25 protein-coding genes are annotated in these 25,379 nt (G+C 54.8%); 7 read left to right on the forward strand and 18 right to left on the reverse strand.

Annotated features, from left to right (window positions below):
* Positions 1–20 precede the first annotated feature (20 nt).
* Positions 21–446 carry a YhbP family protein gene (locus ABOC97_RS06055; RefSeq protein WP_349595188.1) on the forward strand — a complete coding sequence of 142 codons (426 nt, stop codon included), beginning with the start codon at positions 21–23 and terminating at the stop codon, positions 444–446.
* Here ABOC97_RS06055 and ABOC97_RS06060 read toward each other — a convergent pair.
* From ABOC97_RS06060 to ABOC97_RS06070, 3 genes are all read right to left on the reverse strand, one after another.
* On the reverse strand, positions 443–1,888 hold the full coding sequence (locus ABOC97_RS06060) for a Cu(+)/Ag(+) sensor histidine kinase (protein WP_349595190.1): 1,446 nt from the start codon (positions 1,886–1,888) through the stop codon (positions 443–445). The two genes, ABOC97_RS06055 and ABOC97_RS06060, sit on opposite strands and share 4 nt — an antisense overlap.
* A complete protein-coding gene (locus ABOC97_RS06065) occupies positions 1,878–2,561 on the reverse strand; it encodes a copper/silver response regulator transcription factor (protein WP_349595193.1) in 684 nt (227 codons plus the stop codon). The genes ABOC97_RS06060 and ABOC97_RS06065 overlap by 11 nt, the downstream gene beginning before the upstream one ends.
* Before the next feature lie 103 nt (positions 2,562–2,664).
* Positions 2,665–3,951: an ABC transporter substrate-binding protein gene (locus ABOC97_RS06070; protein ID WP_349595196.1), complete on the reverse strand. Its 1,287-nt coding sequence runs from the start codon at positions 3,949–3,951 to the stop codon at positions 2,665–2,667.
* Between the two features lie 514 nt (positions 3,952–4,465).
* Here ABOC97_RS06070 and ABOC97_RS06075 point away from each other — a divergent pair.
* The 5 genes from ABOC97_RS06075 to ABOC97_RS06095 all read left to right on the forward strand — a co-directional run bounded on the left by ABOC97_RS06075 (position 4,466) and on the right by ABOC97_RS06095 (position 11,614).
* Positions 4,466–5,851 (forward strand): Cu(I)/Ag(I) efflux RND transporter outer membrane protein, encoded by a 1,386-nt coding sequence (locus tag ABOC97_RS06075; protein WP_349595199.1) that lies wholly within the window; start codon positions 4,466–4,468, stop codon positions 5,849–5,851.
* A 23-nt stretch (positions 5,852–5,874) separates the two neighbouring features.
* Positions 5,875–6,219, forward strand: coding sequence for a copper-binding protein (locus ABOC97_RS06080; RefSeq protein WP_349595202.1), 345 nt, complete (start codon positions 5,875–5,877; stop codon positions 6,217–6,219).
* A gap of 5 nt (positions 6,220–6,224) precedes the next feature.
* Positions 6,225–7,466, forward strand: a complete 1,242-nt coding sequence (locus ABOC97_RS06085) for an efflux RND transporter periplasmic adaptor subunit (RefSeq protein WP_349595205.1) — start codon at positions 6,225–6,227, stop codon at positions 7,464–7,466.
* 10 nt (positions 7,467–7,476) lie between these two features.
* Complete coding sequence (locus ABOC97_RS06090; RefSeq protein WP_349595208.1) at positions 7,477–10,620, forward strand: CusA/CzcA family heavy metal efflux RND transporter; 3,144 nt, start codon at positions 7,477–7,479, stop codon at positions 10,618–10,620.
* Between the two features lie 355 nt (positions 10,621–10,975).
* Complete coding sequence (locus tag ABOC97_RS06095) at positions 10,976–11,614, forward strand: NAD-dependent epimerase/dehydratase family protein (protein ID WP_349595211.1); 639 nt, start codon at positions 10,976–10,978, stop codon at positions 11,612–11,614.
* Between the two features lie 18 nt (positions 11,615–11,632).
* Here the strand turns inward: ABOC97_RS06095 and dolP are convergent, their stop codons facing one another.
* Genes dolP through ABOC97_RS06115 form a run of 4 tightly spaced genes read right to left on the reverse strand, consistent with a single transcriptional unit; the run spans position 11,633 to position 15,244 of the window.
* Complete coding sequence (gene dolP / locus ABOC97_RS06100; protein ID WP_349595214.1) at positions 11,633–12,208, reverse strand: division/outer membrane stress-associated lipid-binding lipoprotein; 576 nt, start codon at positions 12,206–12,208, stop codon at positions 11,633–11,635.
* A gap of 9 nt (positions 12,209–12,217) precedes the next feature.
* Positions 12,218–12,808: a DnaA initiator-associating protein DiaA gene (diaA, locus tag ABOC97_RS06105; RefSeq protein ID WP_234505658.1), complete on the reverse strand. Its 591-nt coding sequence runs from the start codon at positions 12,806–12,808 to the stop codon at positions 12,218–12,220.
* 19 nt (positions 12,809–12,827) lie between these two features.
* The gene (locus tag ABOC97_RS06110; protein WP_349595218.1) at positions 12,828–13,214 is read right to left on the reverse strand and encodes a YraN family protein; all 387 of its coding nucleotides are present in this window, start codon (positions 13,212–13,214) and stop codon (positions 12,828–12,830) included.
* Complete coding sequence (locus ABOC97_RS06115) at positions 13,172–15,244, reverse strand: penicillin-binding protein activator (protein ID WP_349595220.1); 2,073 nt, start codon at positions 15,242–15,244, stop codon at positions 13,172–13,174. Before ABOC97_RS06115 ends, ABOC97_RS06110 begins: the two co-directional genes overlap by 43 nt.
* Positions 15,245–15,306: 62 nt before the next feature.
* Here ABOC97_RS06115 and rsmI point away from each other — a divergent pair, with 62 nt between their 5' ends.
* Positions 15,307–16,170, forward strand: a complete 864-nt coding sequence (rsmI, locus tag ABOC97_RS06120) for a 16S rRNA (cytidine(1402)-2'-O)-methyltransferase (protein ID WP_349595222.1) — start codon at positions 15,307–15,309, stop codon at positions 16,168–16,170.
* 76 nt (positions 16,171–16,246) lie between these two features.
* Here rsmI and ABOC97_RS06125 read toward each other — a convergent pair whose 3' ends face one another.
* The 11 genes from ABOC97_RS06125 to agaV all read right to left on the reverse strand — a co-directional run bounded on the left by ABOC97_RS06125 (position 16,247) and on the right by agaV (position 25,360).
* Positions 16,247–16,966, reverse strand: a complete 720-nt coding sequence (locus tag ABOC97_RS06125; protein WP_349595224.1) for a galactosamine-6-phosphate isomerase — start codon at positions 16,964–16,966, stop codon at positions 16,247–16,249.
* 43 nt (positions 16,967–17,009) lie between these two features.
* On the reverse strand, positions 17,010–17,801 hold the full coding sequence (gene agaD, locus ABOC97_RS06130; RefSeq protein WP_349595227.1) for a PTS galactosamine transporter subunit IID: 792 nt from the start codon (positions 17,799–17,801) through the stop codon (positions 17,010–17,012).
* On the reverse strand, positions 17,791–18,594 hold the full coding sequence (gene agaC / locus ABOC97_RS06135; RefSeq protein WP_349595230.1) for a PTS galactosamine transporter subunit IIC: 804 nt from the start codon (positions 18,592–18,594) through the stop codon (positions 17,791–17,793). The genes agaD and agaC overlap by 11 nt, the downstream gene beginning before the upstream one ends.
* Before the next feature lie 43 nt (positions 18,595–18,637).
* Positions 18,638–19,114, reverse strand: coding sequence for a PTS galactosamine transporter subunit IIB (agaB, locus tag ABOC97_RS06140; protein WP_349595233.1), 477 nt, complete (start codon positions 19,112–19,114; stop codon positions 18,638–18,640).
* Between the two features lie 194 nt (positions 19,115–19,308).
* The gene (kbaY, locus tag ABOC97_RS06145; protein ID WP_349595236.1) at positions 19,309–20,178 is read right to left on the reverse strand and encodes a tagatose-bisphosphate aldolase subunit KbaY; all 870 of its coding nucleotides are present in this window, start codon (positions 20,176–20,178) and stop codon (positions 19,309–19,311) included.
* Between the two features lie 12 nt (positions 20,179–20,190).
* The gene (locus tag ABOC97_RS06150; RefSeq protein WP_349595238.1) at positions 20,191–21,345 is read right to left on the reverse strand and encodes an AgaS family sugar isomerase; all 1,155 of its coding nucleotides are present in this window, start codon (positions 21,343–21,345) and stop codon (positions 20,191–20,193) included.
* Between the two features lie 301 nt (positions 21,346–21,646).
* The gene (gene nagA / locus ABOC97_RS06155; protein ID WP_349595241.1) at positions 21,647–22,780 is read right to left on the reverse strand and encodes an N-acetylglucosamine-6-phosphate deacetylase; all 1,134 of its coding nucleotides are present in this window, start codon (positions 22,778–22,780) and stop codon (positions 21,647–21,649) included.
* Positions 22,777–23,211 (reverse strand): PTS galactosamine/N-acetylgalactosamine transporter subunit IIA, encoded by a 435-nt coding sequence (gene agaF / locus ABOC97_RS06160; RefSeq protein ID WP_349595243.1) that lies wholly within the window; start codon positions 23,209–23,211, stop codon positions 22,777–22,779. Before agaF ends, nagA begins: the two co-directional genes overlap by 4 nt.
* Before the next feature lie 17 nt (positions 23,212–23,228).
* Positions 23,229–24,107: a PTS N-acetylgalactosamine transporter subunit IID gene (gene agaE, locus ABOC97_RS06165; protein ID WP_349595246.1), complete on the reverse strand. Its 879-nt coding sequence runs from the start codon at positions 24,105–24,107 to the stop codon at positions 23,229–23,231.
* A complete protein-coding gene (gene agaW / locus ABOC97_RS06170) occupies positions 24,097–24,876 on the reverse strand; it encodes a PTS N-acetylgalactosamine transporter subunit IIC (protein WP_061281743.1) in 780 nt (259 codons plus the stop codon). Before agaW ends, agaE begins: the two co-directional genes overlap by 11 nt.
* 10 nt (positions 24,877–24,886) lie before the next feature.
* Positions 24,887–25,360, reverse strand: coding sequence for a PTS N-acetylgalactosamine transporter subunit IIB (gene agaV / locus ABOC97_RS06175; RefSeq protein ID WP_061281745.1), 474 nt, complete (start codon positions 25,358–25,360; stop codon positions 24,887–24,889).
* Positions 25,361–25,379 lie beyond the last annotated feature (19 nt).

The following is a 25,379-nucleotide window of genomic DNA, read 5'->3' on the forward strand; positions in this document are numbered from 1 at the left end:
TAGCATAACGGAGAGAACAGATGGAAACGCTCGCTGCCATTAACCGCTGGCTAGCAAAACAACACGTAGTGAGCTGGTGCGTGGCCAATGAGGGCGAGATGTGGTGCGCCAGCGCGTTTTACGTCTATGACCCGCAGCGTGTCGCCTTCTATTTACTCAGCGAAGAGACCACCCGTCACGGGAAGATGACCGGCAGGCAGGCGCCGGTAGCTGGCACCGTCAACGGCCAGCCGAAAACGGTGGCACTCATTCGTGGCGTGCAGTTCAAAGGTGAAATTCGCCTGCTGGAAGGGGATGAGGCCGCCGAAAAACGAGCGCTTTACGTTCGCCGGTTCCAGGTTGCCCGCATGCTCCCCGCCCCGGTTTGGGAGCTGCGGCTGGACGAACTGAAGTTCACCGACAACACGTTAGGCTTTGGTAAGAAGCTCCACTGGCTGCGTGACTAACCGCCCATCCTGGGCAGGGCAATCGTAAAGCACGTGGCGACGGTATCCGACGTCACGCCGATTTTACCGCCGTGCGCCCGCACGATCGATTTGACGATCGCCAGCCCAATACCGCTGTTTTCCCCTTTACGCTGCCGCGAAGGATCGACCCGATAGAAACGATCGAACAGGCGCGGTAAATGCTCGGCGGGGATTGGCGTTCCCGGATTCTCCACGCGATAGATAATACTGTCATCCTGCAAGCTGACCTGCACGGTCACCGACATGCCGCGCGGCGTATAACGGATAGCATTCGACAGCAGATTATTGATAACGCGACGGATCATTAGCGGATCGCCTTCAATCAGCGACGGCTGCCCGACAAAGCGCAGCTTGACCTCGCGCTCCTCGGCCCAGGCCTCAAAGAATTCAAATACCTTGATCGTTTCGGTCTGTAGATCTAACGGCATGCGTTCCGGGATCAGCAGGTTTTCATCGGCCTGTGCCAGAAACAGCATATCGCTCACCATCTTCGCCATCCGGTTGTACTCTTCGAGGCTTGAATAGAGCACGTCTTCCAGCTCTTTAACCGTGCGCGGCTGGCTTAGGGCGATTTCAGTTTGCGTCACCAGATTGGTGATCGGCGTGCGGATCTCGTGGGCGATATCGGCGGAGAAGTTGGCCTGACGGCGGAATACATCTTCGATCCGGCCGATCATCTGGTTGAAGGATATCACCAGTTGTTCCAGCTCAATCGGCACACGATCCGGTTCAAGCCGCACATCGAGATTATCCGAGGTGATATTTTTGATCTCCATACTCACGTCGCGTAGCGGCTGGTGGCCTTTACGCACGGCGATCAGCACGATCCCGATAATCAACAGACTAATGACGGCGGCGATCATCATCAGATTGCGTTTTAGCTCATCGAGATAGTGCAGATGAAAGTCTATCGACAGCGCGATGAGCAGCGTGTAGGTGCGTTCGTTGTCATGGAACGTTGAGGCGATGACCCGGTAAGTGGTCGTTGGCCTGGCGCTGGCTTCATGTCCCGGCATCGGCGGCATACTGCCGCCTTCCCAGCGGAACATGCGCTGGGTTTTTAGCTCCTGATCAAACTGGGCAGAAGCAAAAATCGGCGATAAATCAGGCCCGTTAGGTGAACGATAAAGCTGCGGGTTATCAGGCGTGCGCAGCAGCACGGCAATATTACGATAGCTGGCCAGCGCGTTGTTGATGTTGCTGATTTTCTCGGCTTCAGAAGTATCCGGTGCGGTCAGCAATGAACTGAGCGTAGCGTTAACCTGCTTGAGGTCACTCACGTCCTGCTCGGCGAAGTGTTTCTCGACCGAATGCAGCATCATGCCGGTGAAGGCGGCAAAGGCAATGATGGTGGCGAGGCTGATAAAAAAGGTCAGGCGGGTCGCCAGTGAAAACGGGCGGCGACGCAGATTAACCTTCATCGCGCACCTCGAGTACATAGCCGACGCCGCGCACGGTCTGAATCAGCTTGGGTGAAAAATCGTTATCAATTTTCGCGCGCAGGCGCTTAATGGCGACGTCGATGGCGTTGGTATCGCTATCGAAATTCATATCCCACACCTGCGAAGCGATGAGCGATCGCGGCAGCACTTCTCCCTGATGGCGCAGGAAAAACTCCAGCAGCGTAAATTCTTTACTGGTCAAGGTGATGCGGGAATCGCCGCGTGTGACCTTGCGGGAAACCAGATCGAGGGTGAGATCGGCCACCTGAAACTGGCTTTCGACAATGACAGAAGCGCCGCGACGTAGCAGAGTTCTAACGCGGGCCAGCAGCTCGGCAAAGGCAAACGGCTTCACCAGATAGTCATCGGCGCCGAGTTCCAGCCCCTTTACCCGATGCTCAATGGTGCCCAGTGCGGTCAGCAGCAGGATCGGCATCCCTTTGTTGGCGGCGCGCAGCATGCGGACGATATCCCAACCGTTCACGTCCGGCAGCATAATATCCAGCACGATAAGGTCGTAATCAGCGGTCATTGCCAGATGATAGCCGTTGAGGCCGTTGTCGGTGTGATCCACCACAAAGCCCGCTTCCGTCAGCCCTTTACTCAGGTATTCACCTGTTTTGACCTCGTCTTCGACAACCAGTATTTTCACGCGCCCTCCATCGCCACTGTGTGATGAGGCCATTCTAAAGGAGCGCGGGGCGATAGCAAGACGAGGGAAGAGCCTGCGGCTGGCGCAGGCTCATGGTTGAGTCTTACTCAGCCCAGGCATTCTGCCGTTTTAGCTCTTCGTTCACCTTGTCGTTTATTTCTTTGAGTACTGCGGGAATATCGCCATCGCAGCTGGCGTAAATTTTGTTAAAGCCATCGGCGGTAATCTGACGCACCGGGATCCAGTTTGGGATCTGCGGCATATAGCGTCCCTCTTTGGCATAGGTTTCCGCGAACACTTCCCAGCGCGGATCGTCGTGATAATCCTTGATGTTCAGCGTCTTATTGATAGGCAGACGGACGATAGGCATCGAGGTGCTATCCACTGCCATACCGATCTTCTGTCCTTCCGGTGAGATCAGAAACTCAAGGAATTTCTTCGCCGCCGCTTTACGCGGGCTGGTTTTCATCAGGAACGCAGTGGTGCCTTCCGCCATCGAAATAGCGCCACCAGGGCCAGCAGGCGGTGGCACGACGGTGTAGGTTTGCTTGCCCGGATCTTTATCGAACAGGGCGATATGGTACGGGCCGGAAGAGTACATCCCGGTCTGGCCGGAGCGGAATGAGGTGTTGGCATCGGCGGTGGTGTGGTTAATGGCTCCAGGCTGTGCCAGCCCTTCGCACACCATTGTGCGCATAAATGCCATCGCGCTGGCGATCTCTTTACTGTCCAGCGCCGCCTTGAATTTCCCCGGTTGGGTGGCGACTAAATAGTTGCCGCCCGCCTGCCAAAGATAAGATGAGGAGAACGAACTGGCGTAGCCACGGGTGGTGGCCAGTGGCATGGTAAAGCCGTAGGTATCTTTTTTGCCGTTGCCGTCAGGATCGTCGTGGGTGAATGCCTGGGCCACCTTTTTCAGTTCATCCCAGTTGGTTGGCGCTTTCAGGTTCAGTTTGTTAAGCCAGTCCTGGCGGATAAACAGCGCGTAAGTATGCGCCGAGGTAGGTACGCCGTAGTATTTGCCATCCGGCTGCTGGGTGGATTTCCATGCCGCGTCATACACATCGCCGCCGCCCTTTAGATCGCTGGGTTTAATTTCATCTACGATGCCCAGCTGGACCATTTGGCCGACGATAATCGCGTCGTTAAACACCACGTCGGGCAACGCGCCGCCGGTGGCTGCTCGCGCCAGGCGTTGGTCAAAGTCAGTGACGGCATTAAAGTACTTTATCGATATCCCAGTCTCCTTCTGGAACTGGTCGGCGAGCTTTTGATAGATAACTTTTGAATCATTGCTGGCGCGGATCCAGACGTCGAGTTGTTCACTGAAGGCATGGGGGGAAAGGGTGAATAACAGGGCCAGACCTAGCGCTTTAGTTTTAAATTTCATTTTTGACTCCGGTTGACGGGCGAGACTATCTATCCCTGAACAGAGGTAAGGATGGGTGAAAAGGTGAAGCAAAATGATGATAGAAGGGGGCTTAGGGTGAAACAATGTTTTAATATTGGCACGACGTAGATATTGTGCCGTTGTGTGGCGAGTTTCACAGTAAAAATAGGCTGTAATTAACGGATTATTTTTATCTGCATGAAATTATTGGTTTTTGTATTTTTTATTTTCTTCTTTTATCGACCAGAATGGTCGTGAAAGTGTGAGCCGATTATTATTTTCATCATAGAGTGTGATGGCGTCGAATATTTGGAATTAAATAATCGTCTTTTTACCGATGAAATAAAGCCGGGTCTTTTATTAGCGCTATTTTTCGCCAACGCGATCACAGCCGAATTTCCCTCTGCGCCTTAAATGACAACTTTGTCATTATCCTGTCACCGAGCAAACAGAGTCACTCCCGTAAGGTATGCACATTACCAGCCCCTTTTGATTCGGCTGAACAGGACGTGACATGTTTAATCTAAAACCACTGACGCTGATGATGGCGTTTGTTTTGGCTGGCTGCACCTCGCTGGCGCCAGACTATCAGCCGCCTGAAAAGGTGGTCCCGGAGCAGTTTTCGCTTTCCCATGGCGCACTGGTACCTACCGGTAGCCAATGGCAGGAAACAGGCTGGCAAACCTTTTTCGCCGACCCGCAGGCGAAGCGGTTAATTGACGTTGCGCTGCGAAACAACCGCGATTTGTGCATGGCGGTGCTGAACGTGGAAGCCGCGCGTGCGCAGTATAACGTGACCGATGCCGGGCGTTATCCGCAGGCTAATGGCAGCTCTGGCGCAAACTACAAAGGGGATCTTCAGGGGCAACAATCCACCAGCAAAAGCTACGAAGTGGGGCTGAATCTTAGCTATGAACTCGACTTTTTCGGCAAGCTGAAAAATATGAGCGAGGCGGACAGGCAGAATTTCTTCGCCAGCCAGGCGGCGCAACGTGCGGCGCAAATCGTCGTCGTGACCAACGTCTCTCAGGCGTACTTCAACCAGCGTCGGCTGACCGCGCAGCTGGCGATTGCCAAAGAGACTCTACAAAACTATCAGCAATCCTACGCCTTTGTGGAACAGCAGCTGGTCACTGGCAGCACCAACGTGCTGGCGCTGGAACAGGCGCGTGGGGTGATTGAAAGCACCCGCGCCGATATCGCCCAGCGGGAAGGCGAGCTGGCGCAGGCCAACCATACGCTCCAGCAGCTACTGGGCGTCTATAACACAACGATTGCAGACTCCACGCAGTCGGCCGAGTCGGTCAACCCGCTGCCGCTGCCAGCCAATCTGCCGTCCACCATTCTGCTTCAGCGTCCGGACATCATGGAGGCCGAGCATCAACTCCGCGCGGCGGATGCCAATATCGGCGTGGCGCGAGCGGCATTCTTCCCATCGATTACCCTGACCAGCGGCGTCTCGACCAGTAGTTCGACGCTCTCCAGCCTGTTTAACGCAGCCAGCGGTATGTGGAATTTTGTGCCGAAGATTGACCTGCCGATTTTTAACGCCGGACGTAACGAAGCCAACCTCGCGATGGCGAACGTGAAGCAGCGCCAGGCGGTGGTGAACTACGAACAAAAAATTCAGGCGGCGTTTAAAACGGTTGCCGACACGCTCTCGCTGCGCGACAGCATTCAGGCACAGCTGGTGGCGCAGCAGCGTTATTTGGCGTCGCTGCAGATAACCTTGCAACGTGCTCGCGCGCTGTATACCAGCGGGGCGGTGAGCTATATCGAAGTGCTGGACGCCGAGCGTTCACTGTTTGCTACCCGGCAAGCGATCCTCGATCTGATTTATTCCCAGCAGGTTAACGAAATCAATCTGTTCAGCGCCCTTGGCGGCGGCTGGAAAGCCTAACTTTTATTCAGGAGTCTTGAGATATGCGTAAATTTATCACTCTGATGGGCGGCGCTTTTATGATGCTGACGCTGAACGTACAGTCCGCAGAAATGCAGCATGACAGTCATGGCCAGATGATGGACATGAGTGTGAAAGCGGAAGTGATTCAAGGCACGGGCGTCGTAAAACTTGTCGATATGGATGCGAAGAAAATCACCATCGCCCATGAAGCCATCCCGGCGATTGGCTGGCCCGCGATGACTATGCGCTTTACGTTCGATGCGCCAACTGAGGCAATCAAGCAGCTTAAAGAAGGTGAGAAAGTTAATTTCAGCTTCGTGCAGCAGGGCAACCTGTCCCTTCTTCAGGACATCAAGGCGCTGTAATCACCATGACGACAGCCAAACTAAAATATACGGCCGCGATTGTCGGCAGCCTGATGATTGGCGGGCTGTCGACGGCCGCCATTAGCCACTTTATTGCACCCTCAGCACAGGCTGAATCTGCGCCGACCGAACGCAAGGTGCTGTACTGGTACGATCCGATGAAGCCGGATGTGCGCTTTGAAAAGCCCGGTAAATCGCCGTTTATGGATATGGATCTGGTGGCGAAATACGCCGATGAAGGCGGCGATGCGCAGTCGAGCGGTGTGCGCATTGACCCGACGCAGGTGCACAATCTGGGGCTGCGTACTGCAAAGGTGAGCAAGGGGCGGCTCGACTACGCCCTGACCCTTCCGGCGAACGTCAGCTATAACGAATACCAGTTTGTGATTGTCCAGGCGCGGGCAGAAGGCTTTATCGAAAAAGTCTACCCGCTGACGGTTGGCGACAAAGTCCATAAAGGCACGCCGCTGGTCGCGGTGACGATCCCATCATGGGTTGAAGCGCAGAGTGAATACCTGCTGCTTGCCAGCACCGGCGGCACGACAACTCAGCTAGAAGGCGTACTGGAACGTCTGCGGCTGGCTGGGATGCCGGAAGCGGATATCCAGCGGATGCGCACCACGCGCCGCGTGCAGACGCAGTTTACCCTCACCGCGCCGATTGACGGCGTGCTGACCGCGTTCAGCCTGAAAAGTGGAATGAATATCGCCAAAGACAACGTGGTGGCGCAAATCCAGGGCATGGATCCGGTGTGGATCAGCGCGGCAGTGCCGGAGTCGATTGCCTGGCTGCTCAAGGATTCCTCTCAATTTACGGTCTCTATTCCGGCCTATCCGGGCAAATCTTTCCCGATCCAGAAAACGTCTATTCTGCCGAGCGTCGATCCGGCCACCCGCACGCTACAGGTGCGCCTACAGGTCAATAACCCCGACGAGTTGCTAAAGCCCGGGATGAACGCTTACCTGAAGCTCAACGCGCTGAGCGACGAAATGCTGCTGATCCCGTCACAGGCGGTGATTGACACCGGGGATGAACAGCGGGTGATTACGGTGGATAGCAACGGCGAGTTTGTACCGAAGAAAATACAGGTGCTACACGAGTCCGGCGATAAGACGGGTATTGCTGCCGGTCTTTCGGTGGGAGAGTCCATCGTGGTTAACGGCCTGTTCCTGATTGATTCTGAAGCCAATATTAGCGGCGCATTGGACCGGATGCGGCATACCGCCGATGCCCATGCCGGGCATTAAGGAGACGGCGATGATTGAATGGATTATCCGGCGCTCGGTCGCCAACCGATTTCTGGTGATGATGGGCGTGCTGTTTCTGAGCCTGTGGGGCGGCTGGACGATTGTGAATACGCCGGTCGATGCACTACCGGACCTCTCCGATGTGCAGGTGATCGTCAAAACCAGTTATCCGGGTCAGGCGCCGCAGATTGTTGAAAATCAGGTCACTTATCCGCTGACTACCACCATGCTCTCAGTGCCGGGTGCCAAAACGGTGCGCGGATTCTCGCAGTTTGGCGACTCCTATGTGTACGTCATTTTTGAAGACGGTACCGATCTGTACTGGGCGCGCTCGCGTGTGCTAGAGTACTTAAACCAGGTGCAGGGCAAGCTGCCGCAGGGCGTCAGTTCGGAAATCGGCCCTGACGCCACCGGGGTGGGCTGGATTTTTGAATATGCGCTGGTGGATAAAAGCGGCAAACATGATCTTTCACAGCTGCGCTCATTGCAGGACTGGTTCCTCAAATATGAGCTAAAAACGATCCCCAACGTGGCGGAAGTGGCCTCGGTGGGCGGCGTGGTGAAGCAGTATCAGGTGCAGGTTGACCCGATGAAGCTCGCCCAGTACGGCATCAGCTTGGGTGAAGTCAAACAGGCGCTGGCGTCGTCTAATCAGGAAGCGGGCGGTTCTTCGGTTGAGATTGCCGAAGCGGAATACATGGTCCGCGCCACCGGCTATCTCAAAAGTCTGGAAGATTTTAACCATATCGTCCTGAAGGCCGGAGAGAACGGCGTGCCGGTCTACCTGAAGGACGTGGCTCGGGTGCAGATTGGCCCGGAAATGCGCCGTGGGATTGCCGAGTTTAACGGTGAGGGCGAAGTGGCCGGCGGCGTGGTCTTGCTGCGTTCCGGTAAAAATGCCCGTGAAGTGATTACGGCGGTCAAAGAAAAGCTGGCATCGCTGCAAAAAAGCCTGCCGCCGGGCGTTGAGGTGGTGACCACCTACGACCGCAGCCAGCTTATTGACCGGGCTATCGACAATCTGCGCTCGAAGCTGATTGAAGAATTCATCGTGGTAGCGGTGGTCTGCGCGCTGTTCCTCTGGCACCTGCGCTCGGCGCTGGTAGCGATTGTCTCGCTGCCGCTAGGGCTGTGCATTGCCTTTATCGTCATGCATTTCCAGGGATTGAATGCCAACATTATGTCGCTGGGTGGGATCGCCATCGCCGTAGGAGCGATGGTAGATGCGGCGATCGTCATGATCGAAAACGCCCACAAGCGGCTGGAACACTGGCAGGATGCGCATCCCGGACAGCCGATGGACAACGGCACCCGCTGGCGGGAGATAACCGATGCCGCGGTGGAAGTGGGGCCGGCGCTGTTTATCAGCCTGCTGATTATCACCCTGTCGTTTATCCCGATCTTCACCCTTGAAGGGCAGGAAGGGCGTTTGTTTGGTCCGCTGGCCTTTACTAAAACCTACGCCATGGCAGGAGCGGCGGCGCTGGCGATCGTGGTGATCCCAATTCTGATGGGCTTTTGGATCAAAGGGAAAATCCCGGCGGAAGCGAGTAATCCGCTGAACCGTTTTCTGATTGCGATTTACCACCCGCTGCTGCTGAAAGTACTGCGTTGGCCGAAGCTGACGCTGCTGGTGGCGCTGCTGTCGATGTTTACCGTGCTGTGGCCGCTCAGCAAAGTGGGCGGTGAATTTTTGCCGAAAATCAACGAAGGCGACCTGCTGTATATGCCATCGACGCTGCCGGGTATTTCACCGGGGCAGGCGGCGGTGTTGCTACAACAAACCGATAAGCTGATTAAAACGGTGCCGGAAGTGGCCTCGGTATTCGGCAAGTCCGGCAAGGCGGAGACGGCAACCGACTCTGCACCGCTGGAGATGATTGAAACCACGATCCAGCTTAAGCCTCAGGATCAGTGGCGTCCGGGAATGACGCTCGACAAAATTATCGACGAACTTGATGCCACCGTCCGTCTGCCGGGGTTGGCAAACCTGTGGGTGCCGCCAATCCGTAACCGTATCGATATGCTCTCCACCGGGATTAAAAGTCCCATTGGTATTAAGGTATCGGGCACTTCGCTGGCCGATATTGATGATGCCGCGCAGCATATTGAAACGGTGGCGAAAACGGTTCCAGGGGTGGTTTCGGCGCTGGCTGAACGGCTGGAAGGTGGGCGCTATATTGATGTGGATATCGACCGACAAAAAGCCGCGCGCTACGGGATGACCGTGGGTGATGTGCAGCTGTTTGTCTCATCCGCCATTGGTGGCGCAACGATTGGGGAAACCGTGGAGGGCGTGGCGCGATACCCGATTAATATCCGCTATCCGCAGGGGTTCCGCGACGGTCCTACGGCGCTGCGCCAACTGCCGATTCTGACGCCTGGCAAGCAGCAAATTACGCTGGGCGATGTGGCACAGGTGAAAGTGGTTTCTGGCCCGACGATGCTGAAAACCGAAAATGCCCGTCCGGCGAGCTGGATTTATATCGATGCCCGCGACCGCGATATGGTTTCGGTGGTGCGTGACCTGCAGGCGGCAATCAGCAGTAATGTTACGTTAAAACCTGGCACCAGCGTGGCGTTCTCCGGTCAGTTTGAACTGCTGGAACATGCGAATAAGAAGCTCAAGCTGATGGTGCCGATGACGGTAATGATTATCTTCATCTTGCTGTATCTGGCTTTCCGTCGGGTGGAAGAGGCGCTGCTGATTTTAATGAGCCTGCCGTTTGCGCTGGTCGGGGGAATCTGGTTCCTCTACTGGCAGGGTTTCCATATGTCGGTGGCAACGGGAACCGGGTTTATTGCGCTGGCCGGGGTTGCGGCAGAGTTTGGCGTGGTGATGTTGATGTATCTTCGTCATGCCATTGAGGCCGATCCGCAGCTACAAGACCGGCAAACCTTTAGCGAGCAACGGTTGGATGAGGCGTTGTATCATGGTGCGGTACTGCGTGTCCGACCGAAGGCGATGACCGTCGCCGTGATTATTGCCGGTCTGTTGCCTATTCTATGGGGAACCGGAGCGGGTTCGGAAGTGATGAGCCGTATTGCCGCGCCGATGATTGGCGGCATGATCACCGCGCCGCTGCTATCGTTGTTTATTATTCCTGCCGCTTATAAGTTGATTGGTTTGTATCGGCACAAACGTAGTGGATAAGTTGATCTGACTCCTGGCGGGTATTGTGCGGCCTTTGTCGGATGGCGGCGTGGACGCCTTATCCGACCTACGCGGATATTGTGCGGCCTTTGTCGGATGGCGGCGTAAACGCCTTATCCGACCTACGCGGGTATTGCGCGGCCTTTAGTCGGATGGCGGCGTAGACGCCTTATCCGACCTACGCGGGTATTGTGCGGCCTTTAGTCGGATGGCGGCGTAAACGCCTTATCCGACCTACGCGGGTATTGTGCGGCCTTTAGTCGGATGGCGGCGTAGACGCCTTATCCGACCTACGAAAGAGTCAGCCCGGGGATTTAACCGGGCGCAGTGACGCCAGGGAAATACGGAGACCCTCATGCACCATGTACTGATTACCGGCGCCACCGGTCTGGTTGGTGGGCACTTACTTAACATGCTGCGCCGCGAGGCGCAGGTTGAGTCGATCATTGCCCCAACTCGTTACCCGCTGGAGCATGCTTTTGGTATCGGCAATCCCCATAACCCGGACCTGCGTGAGGCGCTGGCGCAGGTCAACGTGTCGATTGATACCGTGTTTTGCTGTTTGGGCACCACGCAGAGCGAGGCGGGCTCGAAGTCAGCGTTCACTCACGTCGACTACGATCTGGTGGTGGAAACCGGATTAACCGGCTTACGTCTCGGCGCGCAGCAGATGCTGATGGTCAGCGCGATGGGGGCGAATAGCCAATCGCCGTTCTTTTATAATCGTGTCAAAGGGCAAGCGGAGGCGGCGCTGATCGCGCAAGGCTGGACGAAGTTGACGCTGGCGCGTCCTTCTATGCTGCTGGGCGAACGACGTTTGCCGCGACTCAATGAGCAGCTGCTGGCCCCGCTGTTTAGCCTGTTGCCGGGGAACTTGAAGTCGATTCAAGCGGAAGATGTAGCGAAAGCGATGCTGAGAATGGCGAAGCATCCGGCAAGCGCACCGGTGACGATACTGTCCTCGAGCCAGCTTAGAGAAATGGCCCGGCAGTGAATCTGCCGGGCAGCATGATTACTGAATGTAGGTAAACGCGGTGGTGACGCGCTTAACACCGCTCACACGGCTGGCGATGTCGGCTGCGGCTTTACCTTCACGGTCGGTGACCAGACCCATCAGGAAAACTTCGCCGTTCTCCGTCGTGACCTTCACGTTTGAGGATTTCACCTGGTCGGTCGTCAGCAGCTGAGAGCGAACTTTGGTGGTAATCCACGTATCGGAGGACGATGTACCAAGGCTAATTGGCTGGCCCTGACGAACTTCATTGAAGACTTCAGTCGTACCATCAACGCCGACGGCTATCTGCTTCGCACGAGCGGCGAGGCTAAGATCCGGCGCTTGACCGGTCAGCAGGACTTTGCCCTGATACGCGGTCACGTTAATACGGGCCTCTTTCTTAATCTGTGCATCTTTCGACAGGGCGCTGTTTACGCGAACTTCCAGCGTGCTGTCATCTACCTGAGTTCCCACGGTACGCGGGTCAGTGGCGGCTTTGGTGCCGACTGCGGCCGTGCCGACAACGGCCGCTGCAATACATCCTTGAAGCAGCAATGCGGAAATAAGGACTGCGAGGGTCGAAATTACCTTCATTTATTCTCCTTAGTCGTCCTGGTGTGGGAAAAGAGTGTTATCAATCAGATCGCATAGGCAGTTAACCGTGAGCATGTGCATCTCCTGGATACGCGCGCTGCGGTGCGAAGGAATACGAATTTCGACATCCTGTTGCCCGAGCAGGCCCGCCAGTTCACCACCGTCATAGCCGGTGAGGGCGACGATGGTCATATCACGGGTCACGGCGGCTTCGACCGCTTTGACGATATCGCGACTGTTGCCCCGCGTTGAGATGGCCAGCAGCACATCACCGGCGTGACCCAGCGCGCGCACCTGCTTGGCGTAAATCTCATCGTGTAAGCGATCGTTCGCTATCGCGGTTAAGACCACATTATCACTATTAAGTGCAATCGCCGGTAAACCAGGGCGCTCGGTTTCGAAGCGGTTAATCATGCAGGCAGCAAAATGCTGTGCGTTGGCTGCGGACGAACCGTTACCACAACAGAGAATTTTGTTGCCGTTAAGCAGTGACTGTACCAGGGTCATCGCTGCTCGGGAGATAGCGTCCGGGAGCGCTTCCGCCGCGGCGATTTGGGTTTGAATGCTTTCGGTGAAGCACACTTTGATTCTTTCGAGCACGATATCCCTTTACATTCTGTTAGCTAAAAGCGTTCTGGAGCCATTCGATCTCATTGCCCGTGAAGGCTAACACATCGAAACGGCAATCCACAGTATCAAAACTCCCATTGTGCCGGGCAAGCCACAAGCGGGCAGTCTGTAATAATTTATGTTGTTTGCTCCGGGTCACACTGGCGGCTGCGCCGCCGTATGCCGCCGAGGCGCGAAAACGGACTTCGACAAATACCGTCACCGTACCGTCCCGCATAATCAGATCTATCTCGCCGCTGCGCTCATGCACGTTGGCGGCGATAAACTTCAATCCCTGCTTTTCCAGCCAGTGACGCGCGTGGAGCTCCACGGCATCACCGACCTGTTTAGTGGTTAACTGGCGGGGACCACCTGTCCGTGCTGGTATTTGAGCCATGATAACTTCCTGTTAATCACGCAGTCTGGGTTGGCGCTGAGATCGCCGGTGTTGCCATTAAGCTCGAAGCCCGGCATGCCGCGCATCTGGGCAAAATGGTTGGCCAGCGCCCAGGCATCAACGCCCATCGCATATAGACGCGCCAGCGAGTAGTCATTGTTGACCGCGCTCAGCGCCTGCTGCATCAGCGCAGGATTACTGCCCGCCAGCATTGGAATTTCACTGTATTGTAGACCTTCCATCTCCAGACGGAAGTCTGGGCCGGAGGTACCCTGGGCACTGCGTGAGCTTGCGTAAAGTAGGGAGCCGCTCTGGCTGCCGTTACGCATCGCAATCATTGGTTTGATAAACGCAATCTCTTCCGGCGTTGCCAGAATATAAGCGGCATCAACTTTACCGCTGCCGCTAATCTGCGCATCGGTTGGTGCTGGTGGGATAGTCAGGCCGCCGATGGTCACACCCTGCGGCTGCGACTGTGCGGAGATAACCGGTGTTCCCGACAGCGCAATGCCGGAGCCGCCGTTTACGCCGCCGCGCAGTTCAGACAGTGAACCGAATTTCTGCTGCAGCACCGTGCCGCCGCCCAGCTTTTGCCACTCATCGGCAAAGGCCTGAGTGACGCGATCGCCGAGGGTATTACGCGGCACCAGCAGCAGCGGGGATTGTTTGCCCTGTTCGTGGATATGACGCGCGGCATCCCGGGCTTCATCTTCTGGCGAGAGCGCGAAGTAGCAGATGTTAGCGTGATTGCTCACGGCTTCCGGCTGATTAAGCGCCAGTACGTTCAGCGAGGTGTTGCTTTTTAGCAGCTCATCGACGTTATTTTTCAGCAGCGGGCCGACCACCAGGCTGACGCCATCCTGCTGCGCCTGCGCCAGAATCTGGTTCAGCGGCTGGGTGGAGGTGTCATAAATTTTCAGCTCAGCCGATGGATTCGCTGCGACGCTGGCGACTGCCTGCGGCTGTGTGACCGGTGCTGGTGCAGGTGTGGTTTCTGGCTGCGCGGAGGTTGCGGCCTGAACCGGCGCTGCGGAAGCAGGAGCCTGAACCGGAGCCTGGGTCTGCGGGCTGGTCAGATCGGTAACTTCAGCCTGCGAAGGGCTGACGACATCCGTGGAGGCTGCCTGCGCAACCTGTTCTGGCACCGCGCTGCCGCTGACCGGCGTGATGCCGTTCTTCGCCGCTTCAAAGCCTTTTTGAATGGTGCGGCCAAAGACCGACGCCTGGCCGCTTAATGGCAGCAGCAGGGCGATTTTATTGACCGAAGCCGGTTTAAAGCTCTGCACGTTGGCCAGCTGCGACGGCAACACTTTCGCCCCCGGGTTTTGCGGATAGCGGGTCTGCCAATCTTTGATCCCGGCTTTCATCATGTCAGGATCGTTGCGGTTATCGAACCACACGCGCTGCAGATCCAGCCAGCCTTGTAGCTCATTCTCATCCGCATTGATCACCAGCGCGTTTGCCTGCGCTTGGGTCATGGAGGAGAGTACCTGCCAGGTGGCATCGCTATTTTGCTGTTTTTCTGGCTGGGTGGTCAGCAGCGGAGCCTGAGCGATTAACGCTCGCAGCAACGTCAGCGACGGTTTACCCTGCTCGGCGGAGATGGTGTCTTGCCAGAAACGCGCCTGCAGCGCGCTGTCGAAGTCATCGGCTTTCAGCTTTTGCAGTAGCGCCTGCGCACCGGCAAAATCTTTCTGCGCTAGCTTCACTTCAACAGCCAGCAGCGACTGCTCCTGACGTTGGGCTGCGTTAAGTTCCTGCGGCAGCTGGTTGTACAATTCCAGCGCCTGCTGGCTCTTTCCTTCTTTCAGCAGTGCACGAATGGCGAGTAATTGCCAGTTGGTCTTGCTATCATCCGTGCTTTGCTGCATCTGTTGCAGATAAAAGCCGGAGTCAGCCTGCGTCGCGCCCTGAAGTTGGGCGGCACTCTGATCGGGAGCCTGGGTTCCGCAGCCTGCGAAAATCAGCGCAGCCAGGATAACAGGCAGACAGCGCGCGGCTTTCATACGAGAAAATGTTGAGGGTACCATACTGTATCCAGTGATATTTTTTACGCAATGCTCAATATTAAATCGGCAATACGGACTAAACAATGAAACAACACGAATCGGCGGATAATTCTCAAGGCCAACTCTTTATTGTACCTACTCCTATCGGAAATTTGGCTGATATTACCCAACGAGCGCTCGAAGTATTGCAAGCTGTTGATTTAATTGCGGCTGAAGACACTCGTCATACCGGTTTATTGCTGCAACACTTCGCGATTAACGCCCGGATGTTTGCTCTGCACGATCACAATGAGCAACAAAAAGCGCAAATGCTGGTGGATAAGCTCAAAGAGGGGCTGAACATCGCGCTGGTTTCCGATGCCGGAACGCCGCTGATTAACGATCCGGGCTACCATCTGGTGCGTACCTGTCGCGAAGCGGGTATTCGCGTGGTACCGCTGCCGGGCCCTTGTGCGGCGATTGCCGCACTGAGCGCCGCGGGGCTGCCGTCTGACCGTTTCTGCTACGAAGGCTTTTTGCCGGCGAAATCAAAAGGCCGCCGCGATGCGATGAAGGCTATCGAAACGGAACCACGGACCCTGATTTTCTATGAATCCACCCATCGTCTTCTCGATAGCCTGGAAGATATGGTCGCGGTGTGGGGCGAGGCGCGCTATGTGGTGCTGGCCCGCGAGCTGACCAAAACCTGGGAAACCATTCACGGCGCACCGGTCGGTGAACTGCTGGCATGGGTGAAAGAGGATGAAAACCGTCGCAAAGGCGAAATGGTGCTGATCGTTGAGGGCCATAAAGCTCAGGACGATGAGCTGCCAGCCGACGCGCTGCGCACCCTGGCACTGTTGCAAAGCGAACTGCCGCTGAAAAAAGCGGCGGCGCTGGCGGCGGAAATTCACGGCGTGAAGAAAAACGCGCTGTATAAGTACGCGCTGGAGCAGCAGGGCGAGTAAGCGCGGGCCACATAGCTCCATGCCTTAAGCGTCAGTAGATGACGACGCTTAAGGCAGAAGGATTGCTGTGGAAGAGTTACGTTGAAGAATATAACGCGCCGTCCACCAGGCATGTCACGTGGTTATGCAACCAGAGAAATGATGCCGGTATCGCGGTATTCACGCTGGCTGTCAGATAGTGCGCTACCGCAGCTTCTTTTCCCTCTCCGGCAATCAACAACAAGACTTCTTTGGCATTGAGAATATCCTTCAGGCCTAACGTTATTCCCGATTTAACGTCGTGGTTTGCCGTTTTTAACATCTCATGCCGGCGCGTTTGTGCATCAAGATGGCTGATATGGCAAAACGGTTCGAGGGAACCTCCGGGCTCATTCAGCCCCAGATGCCCGTTTTTGCCGAGCCCTAAGAGACATAAATCGAGGCCGCCGCGCTGGGCAATTAAATCAGTGATTCGCTTACACTCTTTCTCATCAATATTCTCAGATTGAAAACTGATGAGCTGATCGTCGCGCAAACCCAGAGGCTGCATGATGTGCTGCTGCAGGAAGGATTCGCATGTTCCAGGTGAGAGCAAAGGAAGGCCCACCCATTCGTCCAGTTTCACAAAGCTGACATGTTTGATATCGGTTCTGCGTTGGCGGACTTTCTCGACAAAGTAGCGATAGGTGAGTAAAGGCGTAGCACCTGTTGCCAGACAGAGAGTGGCGTCAGGTTTATTTTCTATCAGTGTAATCAGATGCTCGCTGGCTCGATGGCTTAAGGCATCGTAGTCATCACATTGTTGGATATCGTGCATAAGTGTTCCTTGTGCTGTGGGGGCAGTGATGCCCCCGTTCCGTTTACAGAATGCCCAACGCAGACGTGATAATAGACAGTACAAACGTTATTCCGATCAGTAATACCGGATGCACTTTCTTCGCCCGCAGCAGGTAGTACATCAATAGGGTATAGCCCATCGGTAAAATGTTCGGGAAAACCTTATCGAAGAAATCCTGCTGTAATGCCACCTTATGGGTGCTGTCGATAGCAAACGATGTCACGACGTTAATATGGACATAGGAGGCGATAAGACCGCCGATAACCGTGATCCCAAGGATCGTGGCCGAACGGGCTATCATCTGTGAATTTTCCCGGACCTTATCAATCGCTTTAATACCGACGGTGTAACCAATATGTGTCCAGCCCACGCGCAGGAAAAAGATCATCAAATAGACCGCGAAGAATAGAATTGGCCCTAGCAGGTTGCCCTGACTGGCGAAGGATGAGCAGATCCCAGCCATAATCGGCAGCAGAGTGAACCAGAAAATAGCGTCACCAATTCCTCCTATTGGCCCAAAGAGAGCAACCTTTAACCCTTTAATCGTGCTGCGGTTTTCGCCTTTCTCCTCCATGGAGATCAACAATCCCATCAGGAAGCCGACCAGATTCGGGTGGGTGTTGATAAACTCCAGATGATCTTTCATGGCCGCGCTCAGGCCTTCTTTATCATCTTTGTATATCTTTTTCAGGATAGGCAACATCGCCCAGGTAAAACCACCCGCCTGCATCCTTTCATAGTTAAAACTGGCCTGAAGCAGGGATGAGCGAAAACCCAGACGGGTAATGTCCTTTTTACTGATTTCAGATGCCATTGCTGTAATCCTCTTCGTTATTGTTGTCCGTGACGGGCTGCGGTTGAGCCTGCTGTTTTGCTTTGGCATTGAAAAACTCATACACGGCAAATCCTGCGCCTAGTACGGCTACCGGGAGAAGGTTATTGACCTGGATATAGCAAACAAAGAGGAAACCGGCGATCAGGTATGGAATGTATTGGGCTTTGAACATGACGCGCAGCAATAGCCCGAAACCGACGGCAGGCAGAATGCCACCGGCCACTTCGAACCCATGGGTCAGCCAGGCTGGCATGGCTTTCACCAGCGCCTGCATGGCCCCTTGTGCCAGATAGGTGCACAGGAACGCAATAATGGCGTAGGTTGCCGCAACAATAAGCATGGTTAACCAGTTTAAGCGGGAGAACCCGCTGGTATCCGCTTCTTTAGCACAGGTATCGGCTTTCGTCATAAAGAGCGAAAATGCAGAGTAGAAGAACAAGATGACGTACTGCATCAGTAAGCTGAACGGCAGGCCTAGACCGATGGCTGTTTTTGCATCTATGCCGGTAGAGCAGGCAATAACGGTGGTCATTAACCCCGCCATGATTGGGTTAGGAGGCTGCACACCGCCGGCTGGCGTGAGGCCAGCAAAGGCCAGTTCGGTTAAGCCGCCGGTAATCAGGCCCGTTTGCAGATCGCCAAGAATTGCCCCGGTTAATGTACAGACGATAATTGGGCGGAATAAGAATAAGGCTTCCAGCCAAAAATCAATACCTAAGAAGAAAACCAGAGCTGATAGGGATATGCCTTGAATAAGTGTTATTTCATGCATTTTATTACCTCAGGAAAATAAGTCCTTTTATTAATGCGTTACTTTATTCTGGAATGGATTCTTTTGCTTCGCTGGGAACGTCCTGGATAAAGATATTTACGCCATGATGTTTAATAAATTTCAGGTCGCTAAGATCCTGATTATCGACGTAGACTTTACTGCTAATTTGTTTTTTCCCTTCGGAAAAATGCATATTTCCAACGTTAACATCTTTCAGGTCAATACCACCTTCGATAACTTTTCTGACCGTTTGCGGTGTACGGCAGATCAGGAATATTTTCTGGTGTGGCGCTGCTTTACCGATGACATTGATGGTTTTTTCTATAGAAAAGAATCGAATACCAAAACCATAGGTCTCGGCTGTGATACTCATTAGCTTCTGCTGGATGTCATCTTTCGCCACTTCGTCATCAACCACGACTAGCAGGTTGGCACCGATAGTAGATGTCCAGGTGACTCCAACCTGGCCGTGAACCAGACGATTATCTATACGTGTTAATAAAATATTAGGGCCACTCATAATTAAATCCTCACCATAAAAATATTGCATGAACATGTTTTATTGGATATATTACTATTATGGTATTTAAGTCATGAATATATTTGACACATATTAAAATACAATACCTCCCGCATAGTGTTTATAAAGAGCGTTAACTACTCTATAGAGGTAACGCTCTTTATTTTAAATATCAGAGGTAAGCGGTTCTAAGATTATTTTTGATTAGGCAATAAGCGGTTTGCTGAGCCGCACACATTAATCTTACTACGCACCACCTCTTTCATCGCATTCATACCGACGCGCATGTAATAGCGCGGGTCGTTACCTTCAGGGTTCTCCGCAAACCACTCTTTCACCGCGGCAGCAAAGGCGATTTTCAGCTCCGTCGCGACGTTGACCTTGCAGACGCCTAGCTCAATGGTGCGGCGAACAAAATCATCCGGTACATCGCTTGCGCCGTGCAGCACCAGCGGGATATCAACCACTTCACGAATTTCTGCCAGCCGCTGGAAATCGATTTTTGGCGTTTTGGTATATAGGCCGTGCGCGGTACCGATGGCGACCGCAAGGCTGTCTACGCCGGTACGCTCAACAAAGCGTTTGGCTTCCATCGGGTCGGTCAGGAATGCGCTTTCGGCATCGACGCTCATATCGTCTTCAACGCCGCCTAAGCGCCCCAGTTCAGCCTCGACGCTGCAATCGTGGGCGTGGCAAAAATCGACGACCGATTTCACCAGCTTCACGTTTTCTTCAAACGGTGAGTGGCTGCCATCAATCATGGCGCTGCGTACGCCGGCATTCACTTTGTGGCGGATGTCATCCAGCGACTCATGGTGATCGAGGTGCAGCGCCAGCGGCATGTCGTAGCTGGTGGAGTAAGCGCGGCACAGCGCGTAGATCTCTTCCAGCGCGATATGCTTAAACGTTCCCGGCGTCCCCGCGAGGATTACCGGAGACTGCATTTCGCTACACACTTCGAGGATCGCCTGGATCGTTTCGGCGTTGTGGATGTTAAAAGCCGGTACCGCGTAGCCTTTTGCCTGAGCGTCCTGCAGAAGATATTTGGTGGAGATAATGCTCATGGTCGATTCCTCTTAAGCCTGCCACGGGTGAATAACGACGCCTTGTACCACACGGTTAACCGTACCGTTGGCGGATGGCGTATCGGGGGTATTCCCGACGTTGATTGACTGCGTCAGCGCAAAGACCTGGGCGTAGGCCAGGAAACAGAACGCCAGCTCCATATCGTTAAAATGACGGGCTGGCGGCAGCAGGATATGCGGGCCTGATTCGATGATGGCATCGGTGTCTGCCGCAATGGCAACGACACGTTTAGCCTGCTGGTCACGGCGCAGTTCAGCCAGCAGGTCGAGATCGTACTGGCGGGTGTAAGGGTGGCTGGAGATAAACACCACGATCAGCGTTTCGCTATCGACCAGGGATTTAGGGCCATGGCGGAACCCGGTCGGCGAGTCGTAAAACGCGGCGAGTTTTCCGGCGGTCAGCTCCAGTACCTTCAGGGCTGATTCACGCGCAACGCCCTGTAAGCCGCCGCTGCCGAGATAAACGATCCTCTTCCAGTTTCCTTCGCCAAATACGCCGTGGCTGAAGTCGCCCAGCGAGCTCAAAATAGCCTGGCAGCGGTCTGCGACGTCGCGGAAGGTGAGGCTGTTGATGGTGGTTGGTGCGAATACTGCCAGACAGCTCGCCATCATGGTGGTGATACTACTGGTCATTGCGAAGCCGCGATCGTGTGTTTCAGCTGGCATCAGCAGCGCAAAGGCATTGTCACAGTTGACGGCATTCTTATACAGGCTGCCTGCTTCATTGCAGGTGATCGACAGGTGGTAGCACTCGGGAACAAACTGATTGGCTAGCTCAACGGCGGCGACGCTCTCCGGGCTGTTGCCTGAACGGGCAAAAGAGATCAGCAGCAGCGGATGGGCCGGATTTAGATAGTCCATCGGGTTGGTCACAAGATCGGTCGTCGGCACCGCGCTGATGTTTTTCCCGGTATGGCTGGCGAGCCAGGGGGCGATAATATCGCCGATAAAGGCCGAAGTACCGGCGCCGGTTAGCACGATTCGCAGATCTTCTTTCGCTAGCAGTGGTGCAAGAAAACCATCAATGTCAGCGCGAATCTTTTCAATGTTGGAGAGTGAACGGATCCAGCAGTTCGGCTGCTGGCGGATCTCTTCTTCTGTCCATGTACCGGTTGCAGAGAGAGCTGGGGTATAGGTTTCTGGCATAACTCAGTCCTTAGTCTTGTGAATTCCACATCAGACGCAGGCAAATTGTCGTTGTCTTTCGTTTCGTTTCACTTTTTCGTATATCAGTTAATTAAAATCTATAGAAAAGAAAACGAAAGTTCAATGATGAAAAATGAAATAAAACGAAATCTGTGATCGGTGAACCGTAGATTGTGGGTATCTAATTGATTTTTAATGAGTAGTTAAAATAAGAAAATATTAAGTTCTTTTGTGAAAAGAAAGGAAAAGAAAGGCCTTGCGATCGACGACCGAAGGCCAAAGGGGCACACCATAAGGGGGATTAAAGGGAGAGCCGCTGGCCCTGAACCCAGATATTTTGAATGTGTAGCCCGCCATCAAGGGCGATAATGCTGGCGCGTTTACCCACCTTCAGCGACCCGAGCTGTCCGTCAATACCTAACAAACGAGCCGGATGCAGCGATGCCATATGAATCGCCTCTGCAGGCGAAACGCCGGTGAGCTCCACCATATTACGCACGGCAGCATCCACGGATAGCGTGCTGCCAGCCAGGCCGCCGGACGCGGTGCGCACAATCCCGCCGCGCATTTCAACCTGCTCACCGCACAAAGTGTACTGCCCGTCCGGCATGCCGGCGGCCTGCATGGCATCGGTTATCAGCACCACCCGTTCTTTGGCACAACTGCAGCACAGTTTCATCGCCGCCGGATGCACGTGATGCCCATCGGCAATCAGTTCCAGCCAGGCGCGCGGGTCGGTTAATCCTGCGCCGACCATCCCCGGCTCCCGGTGATGTAAGCCGGTCATGCCGTTAAAGCAGTGCACCAAACCATCCGCTCCGGCATCAAATGCGGCACGGGTTTGTTCCCAGGTGGCCGCACTGTGCCCCAACATCACCCGTACGTTTTGCTGCTTGAGGTGACGAATGGCTTCTACTGCCCCGGGCTTTTCTGGCGCGAGAGCGACCACGCGTAAAGTGCCTTGAGAGACCGTTATCAGCTCATCAAGTTCGCTGATATCCAGCTCGCGAAACAGCGCCGGAGGATGCGCGCCTTTATTCTGCGGCGTGAAGTAGGGGCCTTCCAGATAGCTTCCCAGCACCTGGGCGCCAGGACCACCGGCGTGGTATCGCTTCGCAATACGCTCCAGCGCCCGGTGAATCATGTTTAAGGGGGCGGTGACGGTGGTCGGCAGCCAGCCGCCAACCCCTTCACGCGCTTTGTGTATCGCCAGCGTATCAAGCGTATCCGGCGCATCGTCCATCACATCGACCCCCGCGCCGCCGTGGACGTGGGTATCGATATAAGCTGGACACAGCAGTTCGGCATCGCGCTGCGTGACGCCAGTAGGGATCGGTTCAATCGCCGTAATCACGCCATCGGCAATGCGCAATTGATGATCGTCTCGCCAGCCCTGTTCAGTCAGCAAACGTCTGGCGCGCAGGACTTGCGTCATATGCCTTCCTCGACCGGCGCCTCGTCGCGGCAGCGCCCAAGTTCGTCCACCAGGCTGGTGAGGCCACGATGTCCGCACTCCAGCGCCTGTAAACGAAATGCTTCACTGCTGAGCCCGTCGCGTTCCATCACCATTTCCAGCAACAGCTGTAAGTTGGTGCCGGTGATGACTTCACGCCCCGACTGTTGCATCGCCAGCGTAGAGGCTACGCGAAACGGTGTGCCGCCAAGCAGGTCGGTCAGGAAGATAATGCCTTCCGTGCCGTCCAGTTCAGCCACCGCTTCTTCAAGCTGTGCGGTGAGACGCGCAGTACTCGAGGTCTCAGGAAAATCGATAGCGGCAAACTGCGACTGCTCGCCGAGGATCTGCTTCATCGCTTTTTCCATGCCGCTGGCAAACCCGCCGTGCCCCGTCAAAATAATACCTAACATTTCGGACCTCATTTGCTTTACAGGAAGTGGCAGAACTTGCCGACAACACCCAGTACCACGGTGATACCAATAAGGCGCAGCGGGCTCCAGCCGCGACGCACCAGCCAGAACATCGTCAAGGTATAGACCAGCGGTAAAAAGGCGGGCATCAGCTTGTCGATAACGTCGGCCTGCAGCTTAACAACCGCGTCACCCGCTTTGATTTCAAGCGTGGTGTTCAGGCGAACATAGGTGGCTACGAGCGCACCGATGACGGTCATCCCGACGATAGAGGCGGCGTGGCCGACTTTTTTGGTGTTCGCTTTGATAAGCGGGATAGCGGCAACGCCCATACGATAAGCATAGTGCGCCAGACCAAAGCGCAGGCCCAGGTGGACGACGTTGAACATTACCAGAAAGATAACCGCACCGAGTATTGACCCCTGTAGCGCCAGGCTGGCGCCAATACCGCCGCAAATTGGCAGCAGGGTGAGCCAGAACATTGCATCGCCAATCCCACCCAACGGCGCGCCGACGGCAATTTTGGTGCTTTGAATACTGTTAACGTCCTGCTTTGAACGCTCCATGGCCAGAATAATGCCGATAACAAACGTCACCAAAAATGGATGGGTGTTGAAGAAACCCATATGGCCTTTCATCGCCCGGGCCAGGTCTCGTTTGTTGGTATGGATCTTCTTCAGCGCCGGCAGCAGCCCGTAGAGCCAGCCGGAAGCCTGCATACGTTCATAGTTAAATGAAGCCTGTAAGAGCATAGAACGCCAGGCGACACGGTTAATATCTTTTCGCGTCAGATCTGCGCCAATATTCTGATCTTCATAAATGTTTTCATTCACGCCGGTGAGCAATGTTTGTTCATTTTCCGACACGTTCGGCAGCGCCTGTGGATTAGATTCCATCTTCGAATTCCTCTTTTTTCGCCGCTGGTGCAGCTGCTTCAGGAGATTTACGCATGAGGTCAATCATCGCCATTGCCAGCGCGGCGGCGGCGATAGCCAGCACCGGCAGCTTGAGCCAGGCTGCGGCAACAAACCCGATAATGAAGTAGGGGATGTAGACGTTTTTCATCATGATTTTCAGCAGCACGGCGAAACCGATGGCTGGCATGATGCCGCCTGCGACACCGAGGCCGTCAATCAGACGCTCTGGCAACACATCAATGGCGGATTTTGCGTGTTCTGCGCCGAAGTAAATGGGCAGGAAAGCACAAAGGAAATAGAAGATACCCAATGCCAGTAGCGCCAGGTAGTTAACGCGTTCAATGCCATCGGTATCGGCATTGGCCGCCATGCGGTCACAGCGGGACATGACCCCGGACATCACGGAGAACAGGAAGGTAATGCCCATCTGTACCGCCACGGCGAACGGTACGGCCACGCCGACGGCGACTTCTGGCTTCACGCCGGTGGTAATAGCAAAGGTGGTGCCGACAATCGTACCGATAATTACGTTAGGCGGTTGAGCGCCGGCCAGTGGGGCCAGGCCCATCCAAACCAGCTCCAGCGTACCGCCGGTCAGAATACCGGTATGCAGATCGCCCAGAATCAGGCCGACCAGCGGCCCGAGCACCACCGGGCGGTGCATATGCGTTAAGCCGTTGAACATATCCAGCCCCGCGATAAAGGCGAGTAGGCCTAACGCGGCAGCTTGCAATAGACTAATTTCCATGGTGAATCCCTCAGAGGAGTTTGAAGAGGTCTACGGCAGCTTCCGTTGGTACGCCCTGTACAAAGCACTCCACACCGGCCTCTTTCAGACCGTTAAACGCGGCAATATCCTGGGCATCGACAGAAACCGTTTTGGCAATTTGCTGCTTGCCATTGGCGTAGTGCATGTTTCCTACATTAATACGGGTGACGGGAACGCCACCTTCAACCAGTTTGAGAAAATCGGCCGGTGATTTGCAGACCAGCAGAATTTTCTGCCGATCGGCAGCGCGATGAATATTGTCGATAACTTTTTGCAGCGACCAGAAACGTACGGCGATCCCTTCGGCCAGCACCATTTCCATCAGGTTCTGTTGCACGGTGTCTTCGGCCACTTCATCGTTAGCGACCAGCACCAGATTTGCCCCCGCAAACCCAACCCATTGCACGCCGACCTGGCCGTGAATTAACCTTTCATCAATGCGGCTCAGTACAATATTTGGCATCGTATTTTCCTCTTTGTTG

This window comes from Kluyvera huaxiensis, assembly GCF_040149365.1.
Classification (GTDB): domain Bacteria; phylum Pseudomonadota; class Gammaproteobacteria; order Enterobacterales; family Enterobacteriaceae; genus Kluyvera; species Kluyvera intermedia_A.

Excerpts from the sequence above, each read along its gene's own strand:
- ABOC97_RS06055 (WP_349595188.1), top strand. The coding sequence starts at position 21 with ATGGAAACGCTCGCTGCCATTAACCGCTGGCTAGCAAAACAACACGTA.
- ABOC97_RS06060 (WP_349595190.1), bottom strand. The coding sequence starts at position 1,888 with ATGAAGGTTAATCTGCGTCGCCGCCCGTTTTCACTGGCGACCCGCCTG.
- ABOC97_RS06070 (WP_349595196.1), bottom strand. The coding sequence starts at position 3,951 with ATGAAATTTAAAACTAAAGCGCTAGGTCTGGCCCTGTTATTCACCCTT.
- ABOC97_RS06075 (WP_349595199.1), top strand. The coding sequence starts at position 4,466 with ATGTTTAATCTAAAACCACTGACGCTGATGATGGCGTTTGTTTTGGCT.
- ABOC97_RS06080 (WP_349595202.1), top strand. The coding sequence starts at position 5,875 with ATGCGTAAATTTATCACTCTGATGGGCGGCGCTTTTATGATGCTGACG.
- ABOC97_RS06085 (WP_349595205.1), top strand. The coding sequence starts at position 6,225 with ATGACGACAGCCAAACTAAAATATACGGCCGCGATTGTCGGCAGCCTG.
- ABOC97_RS06090 (WP_349595208.1), top strand. The coding sequence starts at position 7,477 with ATGATTGAATGGATTATCCGGCGCTCGGTCGCCAACCGATTTCTGGTG.
- ABOC97_RS06095 (WP_349595211.1), top strand. The coding sequence starts at position 10,976 with ATGCACCATGTACTGATTACCGGCGCCACCGGTCTGGTTGGTGGGCAC.
- dolP (WP_349595214.1), bottom strand. The coding sequence starts at position 12,208 with ATGAAGGTAATTTCGACCCTCGCAGTCCTTATTTCCGCATTGCTGCTT.
- ABOC97_RS06110 (WP_349595218.1), bottom strand. The coding sequence starts at position 13,214 with ATGGCTCAAATACCAGCACGGACAGGTGGTCCCCGCCAGTTAACCACT.
- ABOC97_RS06115 (WP_349595220.1), bottom strand. The coding sequence starts at position 15,244 with ATGGTACCCTCAACATTTTCTCGTATGAAAGCCGCGCGCTGTCTGCCT.
- rsmI (WP_349595222.1), top strand. The coding sequence starts at position 15,307 with ATGAAACAACACGAATCGGCGGATAATTCTCAAGGCCAACTCTTTATT.
- ABOC97_RS06125 (WP_349595224.1), bottom strand. The coding sequence starts at position 16,966 with ATGCACGATATCCAACAATGTGATGACTACGATGCCTTAAGCCATCGA.
- agaD (WP_349595227.1), bottom strand. The coding sequence starts at position 17,801 with ATGGCATCTGAAATCAGTAAAAAGGACATTACCCGTCTGGGTTTTCGC.
- agaC (WP_349595230.1), bottom strand. The coding sequence starts at position 18,594 with ATGCATGAAATAACACTTATTCAAGGCATATCCCTATCAGCTCTGGTT.
- agaB (WP_349595233.1), bottom strand. The coding sequence starts at position 19,114 with ATGAGTGGCCCTAATATTTTATTAACACGTATAGATAATCGTCTGGTT.
- kbaY (WP_349595236.1), bottom strand. The coding sequence starts at position 20,178 with ATGAGCATTATCTCCACCAAATATCTTCTGCAGGACGCTCAGGCAAAA.
- ABOC97_RS06150 (WP_349595238.1), bottom strand. The coding sequence starts at position 21,345 with ATGCCAGAAACCTATACCCCAGCTCTCTCTGCAACCGGTACATGGACA.
- nagA (WP_349595241.1), bottom strand. The coding sequence starts at position 22,780 with ATGACGCAAGTCCTGCGCGCCAGACGTTTGCTGACTGAACAGGGCTGG.
- agaF (WP_349595243.1), bottom strand. The coding sequence starts at position 23,211 with ATGTTAGGTATTATTTTGACGGGGCACGGCGGGTTTGCCAGCGGCATG.
- agaE (WP_349595246.1), bottom strand. The coding sequence starts at position 24,107 with ATGGAATCTAATCCACAGGCGCTGCCGAACGTGTCGGAAAATGAACAA.
- agaW (WP_061281743.1), bottom strand. The coding sequence starts at position 24,876 with ATGGAAATTAGTCTATTGCAAGCTGCCGCGTTAGGCCTACTCGCCTTT.
- agaV (WP_061281745.1), bottom strand. The coding sequence starts at position 25,360 with ATGCCAAATATTGTACTGAGCCGCATTGATGAAAGGTTAATTCACGGC.